This window comes from Kitasatospora sp. NPDC001225, assembly GCF_053597855.1.
Map to the genome: position 1 here is coordinate 1 of NZ_JBSFJC010000171.1, position 14427 is coordinate 14427.

Annotated in this window: 14 protein-coding genes and 2 riboswitches; of the genes, 8 read left to right on the forward strand and 6 right to left on the reverse strand. The window is 71.9% G+C overall.

What is annotated here, in order from left to right; translation table 11 throughout:
- The 4 genes from ACWDCZ_RS34980 to ctaE all read right to left on the reverse strand — a co-directional run.
- The coding region (locus ACWDCZ_RS34980; RefSeq protein WP_449817975.1) for a cytochrome b at nucleotides 1-693 on the reverse strand (693 nt) is incomplete at its 3' end.
- Nucleotides 690-1742 (reverse strand): cytochrome bc1 complex Rieske iron-sulfur subunit, encoded by a 1053-nt coding sequence (gene qcrA / locus ACWDCZ_RS34985; protein WP_049651837.1) that lies wholly within the window; start codon nucleotides 1740-1742, stop codon nucleotides 690-692. The genes qcrA and ACWDCZ_RS34980, both read right to left, overlap by 4 nt.
- A gap of 8 nt (nucleotides 1743-1750) precedes the next feature.
- Nucleotides 1751-2560 (reverse strand): cytochrome bc1 complex diheme cytochrome c subunit, encoded by an 810-nt coding sequence (qcrC, locus tag ACWDCZ_RS34990; protein ID WP_049651836.1) that lies wholly within the window; start codon nucleotides 2558-2560, stop codon nucleotides 1751-1753.
- A 187-nt stretch (nucleotides 2561-2747) separates the two neighbouring features.
- The gene (gene ctaE / locus ACWDCZ_RS34995; RefSeq protein ID WP_049651835.1) at nucleotides 2748-3368 is read right to left on the reverse strand and encodes an aa3-type cytochrome oxidase subunit III; all 621 of its coding nucleotides are present in this window, start codon (nucleotides 3366-3368) and stop codon (nucleotides 2748-2750) included.
- A 396-nt stretch (nucleotides 3369-3764) separates the two neighbouring features.
- Here ctaE and ACWDCZ_RS35000 point away from each other — a divergent pair, with 396 nt between their 5' ends.
- From ACWDCZ_RS35000 to ACWDCZ_RS35010, 3 genes are all read left to right on the forward strand, one after another.
- On the forward strand, nucleotides 3765-4190 hold the full coding sequence (locus tag ACWDCZ_RS35000) for a response regulator (RefSeq protein WP_049651834.1): 426 nt from the start codon (nucleotides 3765-3767) through the stop codon (nucleotides 4188-4190).
- 115 nt (nucleotides 4191-4305) lie between these two features.
- Nucleotides 4306-5382 carry an anthranilate phosphoribosyltransferase gene (gene trpD, locus ACWDCZ_RS35005; protein WP_107086441.1) on the forward strand — a complete coding sequence of 359 codons (1077 nt, stop codon included), beginning with the start codon at nucleotides 4306-4308 and terminating at the stop codon, nucleotides 5380-5382.
- Nucleotides 5383-5490: 108 nt separating this feature from the next.
- Nucleotides 5491-5609: riboswitch (SAM riboswitch) on the forward strand.
- Between the two features lie 51 nt (nucleotides 5610-5660).
- Nucleotides 5661-7043, forward strand: a complete 1383-nt coding sequence (locus tag ACWDCZ_RS35010) for an aminotransferase class V-fold PLP-dependent enzyme (protein WP_049651833.1) — start codon at nucleotides 5661-5663, stop codon at nucleotides 7041-7043.
- Nucleotides 7044-7046: 3 nt separating this feature from the next.
- On the opposite strand, the gene ACWDCZ_RS35015 is transcribed toward ACWDCZ_RS35010, so the two are convergent.
- Nucleotides 7047-7328, reverse strand: a complete 282-nt coding sequence (locus ACWDCZ_RS35015) for an Lrp/AsnC family transcriptional regulator (protein ID WP_049651832.1) — start codon at nucleotides 7326-7328, stop codon at nucleotides 7047-7049.
- 41 nt (nucleotides 7329-7369) lie between these two features.
- Entirely contained in the window at nucleotides 7370-8152 is a 783-nt protein-coding gene (locus tag ACWDCZ_RS35020) for a rhomboid family intramembrane serine protease (RefSeq protein ID WP_049651831.1), read from the reverse strand.
- 201 nt (nucleotides 8153-8353) lie between these two features.
- Between ACWDCZ_RS35020 and ACWDCZ_RS35025 the strand changes: the two genes are divergently transcribed.
- The 5 genes from ACWDCZ_RS35025 (at nucleotide 8354) to ACWDCZ_RS35045 (ending at nucleotide 14316) form a co-directional block, all read left to right on the forward strand.
- Nucleotides 8354-8617 carry a hypothetical protein gene (locus ACWDCZ_RS35025; RefSeq protein ID WP_049651830.1) on the forward strand — a complete coding sequence of 88 codons (264 nt, stop codon included), beginning with the start codon at nucleotides 8354-8356 and terminating at the stop codon, nucleotides 8615-8617.
- Between the two features lie 138 nt (nucleotides 8618-8755).
- Nucleotides 8756-10186, forward strand: a complete 1431-nt coding sequence (locus tag ACWDCZ_RS35030; RefSeq protein WP_449817976.1) for an NYN domain-containing protein — start codon at nucleotides 8756-8758, stop codon at nucleotides 10184-10186.
- 200 nt (nucleotides 10187-10386) lie between these two features.
- Complete coding sequence (locus ACWDCZ_RS35035) at nucleotides 10387-11424, forward strand: C40 family peptidase (protein ID WP_049651829.1); 1038 nt, start codon at nucleotides 10387-10389, stop codon at nucleotides 11422-11424.
- A gap of 338 nt (nucleotides 11425-11762) precedes the next feature.
- Nucleotides 11763-11916: riboswitch (cyclic di-AMP (ydaO/yuaA leader) on the forward strand.
- Nucleotides 11917-11926: 10 nt separating this feature from the next.
- Complete coding sequence (locus tag ACWDCZ_RS35040; protein ID WP_049651828.1) at nucleotides 11927-13042, forward strand: C40 family peptidase; 1116 nt, start codon at nucleotides 11927-11929, stop codon at nucleotides 13040-13042.
- Nucleotides 13043-13269: 227 nt separating this feature from the next.
- Nucleotides 13270-14316 (forward strand): C40 family peptidase, encoded by a 1047-nt coding sequence (locus ACWDCZ_RS35045; protein ID WP_049651827.1) that lies wholly within the window; start codon nucleotides 13270-13272, stop codon nucleotides 14314-14316.
- Nucleotides 14317-14427 lie beyond the last annotated feature (111 nt).

Sequence of the window (14427 nt, forward strand, 5' to 3'; positions counted from 1 at the left end):
CGGGATCAGCAGCACGTGGATGGTGAAGAACCGCGGCACGATGTCGTGGCCGGGGAACTCCCCGCCGAACAGGAACATCTGGATGTACGTGCCGATCAGCGGGACGGCGAGGATCGCGCCTTCCATGAAGCGGATACCGGTGCCCGACAGCAGGTCGTCCGGCAGGGAGTAGCCGAAGAAGCCGTCGAACATGCCCAGGATCAGCAGCAGGAAGCCGAAGACCCAGTTGATCTCACGCGGCTTGCGGAACGCGCCGGTGAAGAACACGCGCATCATGTGGACGAGCATCGCGGCCACGAAGACCAGGGCGGCCCAGTGGTGGATCTGCCGGATCAGCAGACCGCCGCGGACCTCGAAGCTGATGTCCACCGTGGAGGCGTAGGCCTCCGACATCGGGATGCCCTTGAGTGGCACGTACGAGCCGTCGTAGACGACCTCGGCCATCGAGGGCTTGAAGAACAGCGTCAGGTAGACACCGGTCAGGATGATGATGACGAAGGTGTAGAGGCAGATCTCGCCCAGCATGAAGGACCAGTGGTCCGGGAAGATCTTCCGCAGGTTGGCCTTGGCGAGGGAGTAGATCCCCAGCCGGCCGTCAGTCCAGTCAGCCGCGGCTTCCCACTTGTTGGCGGGCTTTTCACGCGTGCTGGAGGGCTTGGCGGCACCGGTCGTGGTGCTGCTCGCGCTACTCATCGAGCACGCTCCCAGTAGCTCGGGCCGACGGGCTCCGCGAAGTCGCCGGTGGCGACCAGGTTGCCCTTCTCGTCAGTGATGATCTTCAGCTGCGGCAGCGGGTGGCCGGCCGGGCCGAAGATCACGCGGGCGCCGTCCGCCAGGTCGAAGGTCGACTGGTGGCAGGGGCAGAGCGCGTGGTGGGTCTGCTGCTCGTACAGGCTGATCGGGCAGCCGACGTGGGTGCAGATCTTGGAGTAGGCGAGGATGCCCTCGAAACCCAGCTCCTTGGACTTGTCGTCCTTGATGTCCTCGGGCGCGATGCGGACCAGCATCAGGGCGTCCTTGGCGATCCGCTGCTGGAAGTCCTCGCTGTGCGTGGACAGGCCCTCCGGCATGGCGAACGTGAGCGAGCCGACGATGATGTCCTCGGGCTTCATCGGCTGCATGGTGTTCATGTTGATGAGCTGCAGCGGCTTGGTCTCGGTCGCCTCCTTCCAACCGGTCTCCTTGAGCTTCTTCTCGGGAAGCGGGCCAAGGTCACGGAGCAGGACCACGCCGGAGAGCGGGACCAGCGCCATGGAGCCGATCAGGGTGTTGCGGATCATCTTGCGGCGGCCGAAGCCGGACTCGGCGGCACCGGTCTTGAACTGCTCGATGACGTCGTTGCGGACCTCGTCGGAAGCCTCGATCGGGTGACGCTCGGCGGGCAGCTCGACGTCCGACATCAGCGTGCGGGCCCAGTGGACCGCACCCGCGCCGATCATGAACAGCGCGACGCCCAGGGTCAGGCCGAGCGCGAAGTTCAGCGCGCTGACGTGACCGAGCGGGAAGATGTAGACGATCTTGTCCGGGTCGATGGCCACGTACGAGGCGATGAACCCGACGGTGGCGAGCATCGAGACCACGAACATCAGCGAGACCTGGCGCTCGGCACGCGACGCGGCCTTCTCGTCGATGTCGGTGCGACGGGGCTCGTGGGCCGGCAGGCCCGGGTCGGCGAACGGGCTGCCGTGGTCGGCCACCTCGCCGGCGGAGCCGTGCGGCTCCGGGAGCTTCTCTTCTGACATGTCGTGGCTCATGACTTCTTGGCCTTGGTGGTGTGGGCGGCGACCCAGATCGCGACCGCGATGAGCGTGCCGAGGCCGAAGATCCAGCCGAACAGACCCTCGGTCACCGGACCGAGGCTGCCCAGGGTGAGACCGCCGGGGTTGGGCTCATCGTTGGTGGTGTGGCGGACGAAGGCCACGATCTGCTTCTTCTGCTCCTCGGGCATGGTGGTGTCCGGGAACGACGGCATGTTCTGCGGGCCGGTCTGCATGGCCTCGTAGATGTGCTTGGCGTCCACGCCCTCCAGCGAGGGGGCGTACTTGCCCTTGGTCAGGGCACCACCCTGGCCGGCGAAGTTGTGGCACTGGGCGCAGTTGGTGCGGAACAGCTCGCCACCCTTGGAGACGTCCTCGGGGTTGGTCGAGGTGAACTGCTCCTCCGTCGGGGTCACCGGGCCGGGACCGAGGGAGGCGACGAAGGCGGCGAGCTGGTCGATCTCCGCCTGCGAGTAGATGTTCTTCTTGCGCGGGACCTGGGCGCCGGGCTGCTGGGCCGGCATGCGGCCGGTGCCGACCTGGAAGTCGACAGCGGCGGAGCCGACGCCGACCAGGCTCGGACCGTCACTGCTGCCCTGGCCGTTCAGGCCGTGGCAGGAGGAGCAGCCCACGGCGAAGAGCTTCTTGCCCTCATCGATCGCGAGCGACTGCGCGGCGACGTCGGCCTGCGCCTTGTCGGCGGGCGCGAACGCGGCGTACAGCCCCCCGGTTGCCGCCAGGGCGAGAAGTAGGACGACCAGCGCCGCCAATGGGTGGCGCCGTCGTGCGGAGAGCTTTTTCACGGAATAACCCCGGTGTCAGGATCTGGTCGACTGGTGGGTGCACCCGGCGGCCGGTCTGGCCGGCACGAGGCTGCCTGTCTAGGGCTGCGCGCGCGGTCGGTCGGTGGGAGCGTCGGCACCGGCAGAAGCGGCCCGTCGCCGGTGAGGGCGGGGGCCGCAGCCGGTGGCCAGCGACCTGATCAGCTGGTTACTTGATCAGGTAGATGGTCGCGAACAGGCCGATCCACACGACGTCGACGAAGTGCCAGTAGTACGACACGACGATCGCGGCGGTGGCCTGCTCGTGCGTGAAGCGCTTGGCTGCGTACGTCCGTCCCAGGACCAGCAGGAAGGCGATCAGACCACCCGTCACGTGCAGCCCGTGGAAGCCGGTGGTCAGGTAGAACACCGTGCCGTACGGGTCGGAGGACAGCGACAGGCCGTCCTTCTTGACCAGCTCGGTGTACTCGAAGACCTGGCCGCCGATGAAGACCGCGCCCATGGCGAACGTGAGGATGAACCACGCCCGGAGCTTCTTCACGTCTCCGCGCTCGGCGGCGAACACGCCGAGCTGACAGGTCAGCGAGGAGAGCACCAGGATCGTGGTGTTGACCGAGGAGAAGGGCACGTTGAGGGCGTGGGCCTTCTCGGTCCAGAACTCCGGCCCCTTGACGGAGCGGAGCGTGAAGTACATCGCGAAGAGGGCCGCGAAGAACATCAACTCGGAACTGAGCCAGACGATCGTTCCGACGCTGACCATGTTCGGCCGGTTGACCGATCCGTGCGCGTGCCCGGTTTCTACTGCTGTTGCTGTCGCCACGACGGACATTATGTCGGTCCCTTATTCCGTCTTCACGTCGGGGGGTGTCCCTCGGAGTGTCCGGTGCGTGCGGTATGCCCGCTTGGGGGGCGACGGGGTGTCCGTACGGGGGGTGAGCAGCGGCGTGTCCCTTTTCTGATGGTTCCTCGGAGGAGCCTGGACCCCGTTGCCCGGCGCGCCGGTGCACGGTCGGAGTAGCCGGGGGAGGTAGGGGGGAGGGCGTCCGGGTGAGCCGTACGGGTGGACCGGGCGGGGTCGGGTGACGGGCCGTCCTCCAGGCGGGTGAGTCCGGGGCGCGGCGGCTTGAGGAGGAACGTGCGCGAGGGGGACTCGGCGGAGGGTGATCGGGAGTAGCATCCGGATCAGGCGAACGTGGTCCGGATCACACTTGAGGGAGCAGGGCCCATGGCGTACACGACCGATGAGACGCTCACCGTCCTCGTCTACAGCGACGACCGCAACACCCGCGAGCAGGTGCTGACGGCGCTCGGCCGCCGCCCTGCCGAGGACCTTCCGGAACTGTCCTACCTGGAGTGCGCGACCACCCCCGCGGTGCTCAAGGCACTGGAGAAGGGGGGAGTGGACCTCTGCGTGCTGGACGGCGAGGCCGTTCCGGCCGGCGGGCTGGGCCTCGGGCGCCAGCTCAAGGACGAGATCTACGGCTGCCCGCCGGTCCTGGTGCTGATCGGCCGGCCGCAGGACTCCTGGCTGGCCGCCTGGAGCCGGGCCGACGCCGCGATCTCCCGTCCGGTGGAGCCGGTGGCGCTGGCCGGGGCGGTCGCCACCCTGCTGCGGGACCGGCTGGCGAAGCGGACTCCGGCCGTCCGCTGAAATCCGCGCCAGGAGTAGGAAAGACAGGGGTAGAAGCGGGCGCTCCGCTCGATAGGCTGGCTCCATCCGTACGGACGTCCCCGGAGCGGGGAACCGACAACAGCTGGAGTCAGCCATGGTGAACGTGAACCCTGCGAACGGCGGTAGCGACCCCGCGCAGGTGGTCCGCACCTGGCCGGACCTCCTGGCGGCACTGTTGCAGGGGGAGGACCTCGACCGCTCGTCCACCGCGTGGGCGATGGACCGGATCATGAGCGGCGAGGCGTCCCCCGTCCAGGTGGCCGGGTTCATGATCGCGCTGCGGGCCAAGGGCGAGTCGGTCGAGGAGATCGCCGGCCTGGTCGACGCGATGTACGCGCACGCCGAGCCGCTGGAGATCCCCGGCCCGGCGGTGGACATCGTCGGCACCGGCGGGGACCGGGCGAAGACCGTCAACATCTCCACCATGTCGGCGATCGTCGCGGCGGCCGCCGGCGCCAAGGTGGTCAAGCACGGCAACCGGTCGGCCTCCTCGACCAGCGGCTCCTCGGACGTGCTGGAGAAGCTCGGGGTGGCGCTGGACCTCTCCCCCCGGCGGGTCGCCGAGGTGGCCGAGGAGGTTGGGCTGACCTTCTGCTTCGCGGCGAAGTTCCACCCCTCGATGCGGCACGCCGCCACCGCGCGGCGCGACCTCGGGGTGCCGACCGCCTTCAACATCCTCGGCCCGCTGACCAACCCGGCCAAGGTCACCGCGCACGCCATCGGCTGCTTCGACACTCGGCTGTCCGGGCTGATCGCCGGGGTGCTGGCCCGGCGGGGCGCCACGGCGCTGGTCTTCCGCGGCGACGACGGGCTGGACGAGCTGACCATCACCACCACCTCGCAGGTCTGGCTGGTGCGCGACGGGGTCGTCACCGAGTCCACCTTCGACCCGCGGGACGTGGGCATCGAGCTGGTCGGCATCGAGGCGCTGCGCGGGGCGGACGCCTCGTACAACGCCGAGGTCGCGCGGCGGCTGCTGGCCGGCGAGCACGGGCCGGTGCGGGACGCCGTCCTGCTGAACACGGCGGCGGCGCTGGTCGCGCTGGAGCTGGGCGACGCGCCGCTCACCGAGCAGCTGGCGGCCGGCATGGAGCGGGCCGCGAAGGCGATCGACTCCGGTGCCGCGCAGGACCTGCTGCGGCGCTGGTCGGAGGCCACCAGCCGGGCCTGAGGCGGCAGTTGGGGAGCCCGTGCCGGTACGCCGGCGCGGGCTCCCGTGCTGTCCGGATGCTGGATGCCCGTTTGACCACCCGGTGGACCCGGCCTAGAGTCTTCGCCAGGTCATGAGTGACAGCGCCAAGCCCCAGCTGGCTGTCCGGCAACCCTCCGTCCGTGGCGGGGTGCCCTGGGTGAGGACCGGGTCGTCACGGCAAGCCGTCCGTGCGACAAGCGCGGACGCCCGACGACTAGCACTCCCGGGGTCCCTTGCCCCAGAAGGAGTGCATCCCCATGTCTCTGGCCACCGAAATCCGCACCCCGCTCGCCGTCCTCGGCGCCGACGTCCAGGTCCCGCTCGCCAGCGGTGAGAAGGTCGGCTACGCGGCGCTCGACTACGCGGCGAGCTCGCCGGCGCTCCAGCGGGTGTGGGACGACGTCGCCGCCTACGCGCCGTACTACGGCAGCGTCCACCGCGGGGCCGGGTACCTCTCCCAGCTGTCCACCGACCTGTTCGAGCAGAGCCGCCGCACCGTCGGCGAGTTCCTCGACCTGCGCGAGGGCGACCAGGTGGTCTTCACCCGGGCCACCACCGACTCGCTCAACCTGCTGGCCTCCGCCGTCCCGGCCGGCACCCGGGTGTTCGCCTTCGAGACCGAGCACCACGCCTCGCTGCTGCCCTGGGCGCACGCCGGACTGGACGTCACCTACCTGCGGGCGCCGCGCTCGCGGGCCGAGGCGGTGGCCGCGCTGGACGCCGCGCTCGCCGAGGCGCCCGAGGGCCCCAAGCTGCTCTGCGTCACCGGCGCCTCCAACGTGACCGGCGAGCTGTGGCCGGTCGCCGAGCTGACCGCGACCGCGCACCGGCACGGCGCCCGGGTGGTGCTGGACGCCGCCCAGCTGGCGCCGCACCACCGGGTCTCGGTGCGCGAGCTGGACGTCGACTGGATCGCCTTCTCCGGCCACAAGATCTACGCGCCGTTCGGCGCCGGGGTGCTGGCCGGCCGGGCGGACTGGCTGGACGCGGCCGAGCCGTACCTGGCCGGTGGCGGGGCGACCCGGACGGTGGCCCGGGAGGCCGACGGCTCGGTGGCCGTGCAGTGGCACACCGGCCCGGCCCGGCACGAGGCCGGCTCGCCGAACGTCATCGGCGCCTACGCGATCGCCTCGGCCTGCCGGGCGCTGACCGAGGCCGGCTTCGACGGGCTGGAGGCCCGCGAGCAGCAGCTGATCGCCCGGCTGACGGCCGGGCTGGCCGAGATCCCGCAGGTCAAGGTGCTGAACCTGTTCGGCGAGGGCTCCGCCCGGGTGGGCGTGCTGTCCTTCGTCGTCCGGGACTGGAACAGCTCGCACTTCTCCGCCGCGCTGTCCGCCGAGTACGGCATCGGGGTGCGCGACGGCCTGTTCTGCGCCCACCCGCTGGTGCGCACGCTGCTGGGCGACGAGGACGAGGCACCGTCCGAGTGTGGTGCGCCCGAGCCGTCGCTGCCGGGCGAGCGCAGCCTGAACGCGATCCGGGTGAGCTTCGGCGCCGGGACGCCGGACGAGCACGTCGACCGCTTCCTGACCGCCGTCCGGGAGCTGGTCACGGAGGGCGCGGCGTGGAACTACCGCAACGAGGGCGGGCGCTGCGTCGCCACCGTGCAGGTCGAGCGGGGCCGGCGCGCCGAGGGCTGACCGCTACTCGTCCAGGCCGAGGGCGAAGGCGGCCTCCAGGTCGTGCTGGGAGTAGGTGCGGAAGGCGATCTGGGTCTCGGTGTGGGCCACGCCCGGGACCTTGTTGAGCCGGCCCGGGATGACCTCGGCCAGGTCGTCGTGCCGGCGCACCCGCACCATCGCCACCAGGTTGTAGCCCCCCGTCACCGAGTAGACCTCGCTCACGCCGTCGATGGCGGCGATGGATTCGGCGATCTCCGGGATGCGGTCGACACTGGTCTTGATCAGGACGATGGCGGTGATCACAGTTCGGGCTCCTTTGTGGGGTGCCGCCAGCGTATCGGGCGTCAGCCCGGTCGTCGCGGGGGGTGGCGGACCACGGTGCAGGCGTAGAGGAACCCGGCCGAGAAGCCGATCACGTGGACCAGGTACGCCACCCCGGGGCCGGCCGCGTGCACCGACCACCACTGCAGGACGAACCAGAGGCCGAGCACCAGCCAGGCCGGGAAGCGCAGCGGCAGGAAGAACAGCAGCGGGACGAGGGTGGTCACCCGGGCCCGGGGGTGGAGGCGCAGGTAGGCGCCGAGGGCGGCGGCGATCGCCCCGGAGGCCCCGATGAGCACCCGGGTGGAGTTCGGCGAGTGCGCCTCGGCGAGCGCGAAGCCGTACGTGGTCAGGCTGCCGGCGGCCAGGTAGAAGACGGCGTACCGGGCCCGGCCCAGCCGGCGTTCGACGGTGGGGCCGAAGACCTGGAGGAAGAGCAGGTTCCCGAGCAGGTGCAGCCAGCCGGCGTGCAGGAAGAGCCCGGTGAGGACGGACAGCGCCGGGCGCTTGCCCGGGGTCGGGGCGGCCGGGCAGCCGGGGACCGGGTCGGGGGCCTCGGCGAGCTGTTCGGCGGTCAGCGGCCGTCCGGCCAGCACCTCGGCCGGGACGGCGCCCCAGCGCTGCTCGTACCGCTGCTCCGCGCAGACCCGGGCCTGGCCGGTGCCGTACAGCGGGTTGAGCCCCGCGGCCGGGCCGAGCAGGAAGACCAGGGTGTTGAGGGCGATCAGGGCGTAGCTGACCACGGGGGCGGTCGCCGCCGGGCGGCCGCCCCGGGCGGCGGTGTGGTCGGGGACCGCGAGCGCCATGCGGCCAAGCATCCCTCCGGGCGCCGCAGGTGACACGGCGGTTTACGGCAGGTGGACTAGCCCGGGTGTTCAGGCAACCGGTGGTCGCGACGGTTGCCCCAGGCAATAGGCTTGGGGCGGGCATTCCCGCCTCCCGCCGCCGACGCCGGGGCTCCGGGGGGAGCGCCTGCCCCACCCAGGGACCACCCGAGAGGACCCCCGATGACCGTCCCCGCTCTGACCGCCGAGACGCGCTGGCGCTGCACCCTGTGCGGCAACCTCACCCGCTTCGACGTGACCCGCACCGCGCGGGTGACCGAGTTCCTGCACTTCGACCTGGCCGGCGAGTCCAAGGTCGAGGAGACCGAGGTGCTGAGCGAGACCGTCGAGTCGGTGCGCTGCCGCTGGTGCAACGCGGTGGACCAGGTCGAGCTGGTGGCCCGTCCGGGCGCCGAGGAGACGCAGGCCCCCGCCGACCAGGGCTGATCCCCGCCGCGGCGGCGGGGTGGGTGCGCGGCGCACCCGCCCGCGCCGCACGGGACAATACAGAACAGGACGCACGGAGCGTGCCGACGGGGGGCGGCCGCGGCCGTGCCCCGCTGGACCAGGATCGGAGCCGAGGACGTGGTGGACGCAGCGAAGGAGCCCGGCGCAGCCCAGGGGCTTCAGCCCGCTGCGGCCGAGGCCCCGGCCGAGGCTGCCGGGACGGCGGACGGCGCCTCCGGGTCCGCGGCGGAGCGCGCCGTCGAGAAGCTCGACCGGCCGCTGCCCGAGGGCGTGCGCCGTCGGGTGGTCGGCCTGGCCTCGGACGCGCTCGGCGGGGTGCCGCCGGCCGAGCTCCCGCAGAGCCTGCGTCAGTACGTCAAGTTCACCCCGGCGCGGCGGGCCAAGTACGCGGCCACCGCGCTGGCGGCGGCGCTGGAGGCGGAGCCGGCCTTCCGGGTGCGGATAGCGGAGCGGCTGCGTCTCGGGCAGCCGGACCTGGTGAAGGCGCTGGAGTCGGGCACCGTCCCGAGCGCGGCCGATCCGATGGACGTCGCGGCCGCCGCCTACCTGGTGCGTTCGACGGGCTGGAGCCGGCTGGTGGCCGAGGCCGGCGAGGAGGCCGAGCGGGCCGGCGCCGAGGACGCGGCCGCGGAGGCGGTCCGGCTGGTGGAGAAGCTGCAGGCCGAGCTGGCCGAGGTGCGGGCCTCCGCGCGGGCGGACGCGGACCGGCAGCGGGCCGAGTCCGACGGCGTCCGCAGAGAGGCCGAGTCGCTGCGCAAGAGGGTGCGGACGCTGGAGAGCGACACCCGCCGGGCGCAGGCCGAGACCCGCCGGGTGGCCGGCGAGCTGGACGCGCTGAAGGCGCAGGCCGCGGCCGAGCGCGGCGCGGCCGAGAGCGAGGCGCGCCGGCTCCGGCACCGGGTCCTGGAGCTGGAGAACGCGGCCGAGCAGGGCCGCCGTTCGGCCCGTGAGGGGCGCAGCGTCGAGGACATGCGGCTGCGGCTGCTGCTGGACACCGTGCTGCAGTCGGCCCAGGGGCTCCAGCGGGAGCTGGCGCTGCCGGTCGCCCAGATCCGCCCGGCGGACCTGGTGGAGGCGGTGGTGCCGGGGGCGGCCTCGCCGCACGACGTGGCCCGGCGCGGGCTGGCCGAGGACGATCCGGCGCTGCTGGACCAGCTGCTGGCGATCCCCCAGGTGCACCTGGTGGTGGACGGCTACAACGTGACCAAGACCGGCTATCCGACGCTGCCGCTGGAGCAGCAGCGGATCCGGCTGCTGGGCGGGCTGGCGATGCTGGCCCAGCGGACCCAGGCGGAGGTCACCTGCGTGTTCGACGGGCAGGACCTGGACGTCCCGGTGATCATGGCGCCACCGCGCGGGGTCCGGGTGCGGTTCAGCCGGACCGGGGAGACGGCCGACGAGCTGATCCGCCGTCTGGTGCGGGCCGAGCCGCAGGGCCGTCCGGTGGTGGTGGTGTCCACCGACCGGGAGGTCGCGGAGGGCGTGCGGAAGGCGGGCGCGCGCCCCGTGGCGTCGGTGCTGCTGCTGAACCGGCTGGCCCGGCCCTGAACCCGGGGAGGTTCGCATGATGCCTGGTCAGGGCCTGTTTCGGAGCATTGTGCGAGTCCGGTGAAGTCAGTGTGGGGACCGGAGTTCACGCCTTCGGGGGAGTGGCAAAACGGATAGATCTTCACTAGGGTCTGGCGTCAAACCTATTTTCCGGAATCTCATCCCATCAGGTGAGCCCGTTGGAAGAAGGAGCCGGTCCCTTGGCCTCCCACCGCCGTCCCAAGCAGCCGAGCCGCGCACGGATCTCCGTGCTCACCGCGGCCGCTGCGACCGCGGTCGCCCTCTCCGCCCAGGTGGCCGCGCACGCCGCGCCGCAGCCGAACAAGACGGACGTCAAGGCGCAGATCGACCAGCTCCAGGAGGAGCAGGAGCAGGCGGCCGAGAAGTACAACGGCGCCAAGGAGCGGGCCGACCAGCTGCGCAAGCAGGCCGACCAGCTGCAGGACCAGGTGGCCCGCGGCCAGGAGCAGATGACCCAGCTCCAGGGCGGCCTCGCCGAGGTGGCGGGCGAGCAGTACCGCAGCGGCGGCATCGACCCGTCCGTCCAGCTGATGCTCTCCTCGGACCCGTCCGGCTACCTGGACAAGGCCTCCACCGTCCAGCAGGCCAGCACCAGTCAGGCCGAGGCGCTCAAGGGGCTGCTGGACCAGCAGCGCCGGCTGGACCAGGAGAAGACCGAGGCGGCCGCCGTCCTCGCCTCGCTGGACACCACCACCAAGGACCTGAACCAGGCCAAGTCGGACGTCAACACCAAGCTGAAGGCCGCCCAGGACCTGCTGAACTCGCTGAGCTCCGCCGACCGCGCCGCGCTGCGGGCCCAGCAGGCGCAGGACGACCGCGCCTCGCGCGGCAGCGACCGGGTCGACCTCGGCAGCCTGCCGCCGGCCAGCGGCTACGCGGCCACGGCGCTGGCCAAGGCGATGAGCAAGCAGGGCTCGCCGTACGTGTGGGGCGCCACCGGGTCGACCACCTTCGACTGCTCGGGCCTGATGGTCTGGGCGTACGGGCAGGCGGGCGTCTCGCTGCCGCGCACCTCGCAGGAGCAGGGCCACTACGGCACCCGGATCCCCTCGCTGGACCAGGCCCAGCCGGGCGACCTGGTGATCTACGGCCCCGACATGCACCACGTCGGGATGTACATCGGCAACGGCATGGTGGTCCACGCGCCGCACACCGGTGACGTGGTGAAGGTGATGAAGGCCGACGCGATGTCGATCAACACCATCCGCCGGGTCTGACGGACCGACACGCCCGGGGGGCTCCCGCGGGGGCCTGTGAAAAGCGCCACCCCCGTTCGGGGTGGCGTTTCGGGTTTCCGGCCCTTCGACGACCACATGGTGAGAACCGATCAGCCTTGTGTGCGTCAATGGTCACCATCGGTCATTTTCACAAAGGAACTTGGGTAATCTTCTGTCTTTTTTCTGACAAGGATTTGAACCGATCACGGTTCAGTTACTAGGGTCATGCTCCGAACCACCGCACTGTCGATCGCCCAGCCAGGGTGGCGGCGGTGGTTACCGTCGAGTTCGCAAGGCAGCGGGACAGGTCGAAGCGACTGTCCGACAGGGGAGCCCAGTGGTAGGGGGCGCTGCGGAGCGGAGCCGGGGAACCACGTTCCTCCGGGGTGAATCGGCGCCAGGTCGGCCGGTGGAACGGCCGTGAGGCGTCGTAGGGCATGCTTCCGGCCCGAACCCGTCAGCTCACCCGGTAGGCGGCCGTAGGAAGAAGGAGTCCGCCTTCGTGGCGTCCCATCGTCGTCCCAAGCCCGCCGGCCGCGCCCGGGTCTCGATCCTGACCGGCGTCGCCGCCGCAGCCGTCGTCCTCTCCGCGCAGGGTGCCCACGCGGACCCGCAGCCGACCAAGGAACAGGTCAAGGGGCAGGTCGACCAGCTCAACGAGCAGGCCGAGGTCGCGACCGAGAACTACAACGCCGCCCAGGCCAAGCAGCAGGACCTGGAGAAGCAGGTCTCCGGCCTGCAGGACCAGGTGGCCCGTCAGCAGGCCCAGGTCACCGAGCTCCAGGGCGGCCTCGCCGAGATCGCCGGCGAGCAGTACCGCAACGGGGGGATATCCCCCACCGTCCAGCTGATGTTCTCCTCCAGCCCGGACAGCTTCCTCAGCCAGGCCGACGCGCTGAACCAGGCCGGCAGCACCCAGAAGGGTCAGCTGAAGGAGCTCCAGGAGCAGCAGCGCAAGCTCGACCAGGACCGCAACGAGGCCCAGGGCAAGCTCGCCGAGCTGGAGTCGACCACCCAGCAGCTGAAGGCCTCCAAGGACGAGGTCCAGGGCAAGCTGAAGGCGGCCCAGGACCTGCTCAACACGCTGACCGAGCAGGACCGCCAGGCGCTGCGCCAGGCCGAGGAGAAGGCCGCCGCCGAGGCCAAGGCCAAGGCCGACGCCGCCCAGGCCCAGCAGCAGCAGGCCGACCGCGCCTCCCGCGACAACAGCCGCGGCAGCCTCTCGGCCCCCACGACCACCGCTCCGGTGAACGTGGCCCCCGGCAGCTCGCGCGGTGCCGCCGCGCTGTCCGCCGCCGCCTCCAAGATCGGCAGCCCGTACGTCTGGGGCGCCACCGGCCCGGGCTCCTTCGACTGCTCCGGTCTGATGGTCTGGGCGTACAACCAGGCCGGCGTGTCGCTGCCGCGCACCTCGCAGGCGCAGGCCTCGGCCGGCACCCGGCTCGGGACGGACCTCTCCAAGGCCCAGCCCGGCGACCTGCTGATCTTCTACACCGACGCCCACCACGTCGGCATCTACGCCGGCAACGGCCAGGTGCTGCACGCCCCCAAGCCGGGCGCGTCGGTGCGCTACGAGGCGGTCACCAACATGCCGCTGACCGGCATCGTGCGGGTCTGATCCCCGCTCGGACGTCTCCAGGCCCGGTCTCCCCCAGGGGAGGCCGGGCCTGCGGCTTTTCCGGCGGCTCGATCTGATGTCCGATTAGGGAGTGAATATTCGGGTTGGGAGGGGTTTGGACTCGCTTGCCCGGACTCGCTAACGTCTGCCACCGGACTCCCGCTCGACGGCCGCCCGTCCCGGTGCGGCGGCGGGGGCCGCGCCGCAGGATTGGAGCCGCTGCCGCCATGCCCGTGCACCGCCGTTCCCAACTGCTCACCCGGGCGCTGGTGCTGACCGCGGCCGCCGCCACCGCGTTGGGCGCGGCCACCGGAGGCAGCGCCCAGGCGGCCCCCGCCAGCCCCGACCCGGGCGACCGTCAGGACGTCAAGACGCAGGTCGAGCAGCTGTACGACGAGGCCGAGCAGGCGTCCGAGAGGTTCAACGCCGCGCAGGAGGCCCAGCGGCGGCTCCAGGGCGAGACCACGATCCTCCAGGGCGAGATCGCCCTCGCCCAGGACCAGCTCAACGGGCTGCGCGGCGACCTGGCGATGGTGGCCGGGGCCGAGTACCGCGGCGGCGGGATGACCCAGACCGCCCAGCTCATCCTCTCGCCCGACCCGGAGGGCTACCTGGCCCGCGCCCGCACCCAGGGCCAGGCCGCCGTGCGCCAGCAGGAGACCCTGCACGAGCTGATCACCCGCCAGCGCCGGCTCGACCAGCGCCGCACCGAGGCGGCCGACAAGCTCGCCGAGCTGGACCGGACCCGGCGTTCGCTCGCCGACAGCAAGCAGCAGGTCCAGCAGCGGCTGGCCGGGGCGCAGAAGCTGCTGAACGGCCTGGGCGCCGTCGAGCGGGCCCGGCTGGCGGTCCAGGACGCCCGGGACGCCGAGCAGCGCGCCACCCGGGGCACCGACCGGCTGGACCTCGGCACCGCCCCGCCCGCCTCCGAGCGCGGGGCGGCCGCGCTGGCCGCCGCGGTGCGGATGATCGGCTCCCCGTACGTCTACGGGGCCACCGGCCCGCACGCGTTCGACTGCTCCGGTCTGATGTACTACAGCTGGCGGCAGGCCGGAGTGACCCTGCCGCGCACCTCGCAGGCCCAGGCGTACGCCGGGCAGCGGATCAGCCTGTCCGAAGCGCGACCGGGAGACCTGGTGATCTTCTACCGGGACATGCACCACGTCGGCATGTACGCCGGCGGCGGCGTGATCGTGCACGCCCCCCGCCCGGGCGCCAGGGTCCGCTACGAGAGCGTCACCGCCATGCCGGTCTCCGGGGTGGTCCGGCTCTGAGCGCCCCGCCGTCCGGCCCCGCCGGACCCGCCGCCATACGTCGCCCCCGCCGCGTGCTGTCCCGGCGGGGCGCGCTGCTGCTCGCGGCCGGCGGGCTGGCCCAGCTGTCGC

Excerpts from the sequence above, each read along its gene's own strand:
- ACWDCZ_RS35020 (WP_049651831.1), bottom strand. The coding sequence starts at position 8,152 with ATGGCGCTCGCGGTCCCCGACCACACCGCCGCCCGGGGCGGCCGCCCG.
- ACWDCZ_RS35000 (WP_049651834.1), top strand. The coding sequence starts at position 3,765 with ATGGCGTACACGACCGATGAGACGCTCACCGTCCTCGTCTACAGCGAC.
- ACWDCZ_RS35045 (WP_049651827.1), top strand. The coding sequence starts at position 13,270 with ATGCCCGTGCACCGCCGTTCCCAACTGCTCACCCGGGCGCTGGTGCTG.
- trpD (WP_107086441.1), top strand. The coding sequence starts at position 4,306 with ATGGTGAACGTGAACCCTGCGAACGGCGGTAGCGACCCCGCGCAGGTG.
- ACWDCZ_RS35025 (WP_049651830.1), top strand. The coding sequence starts at position 8,354 with ATGACCGTCCCCGCTCTGACCGCCGAGACGCGCTGGCGCTGCACCCTG.
- qcrA (WP_049651837.1), bottom strand. The coding sequence starts at position 1,742 with ATGTCAGAAGAGAAGCTCCCGGAGCCGCACGGCTCCGCCGGCGAGGTG.
- ctaE (WP_049651835.1), bottom strand. The coding sequence starts at position 3,368 with ATGTCCGTCGTGGCGACAGCAACAGCAGTAGAAACCGGGCACGCGCAC.
- ACWDCZ_RS35010 (WP_049651833.1), top strand. The coding sequence starts at position 5,661 with ATGTCTCTGGCCACCGAAATCCGCACCCCGCTCGCCGTCCTCGGCGCC.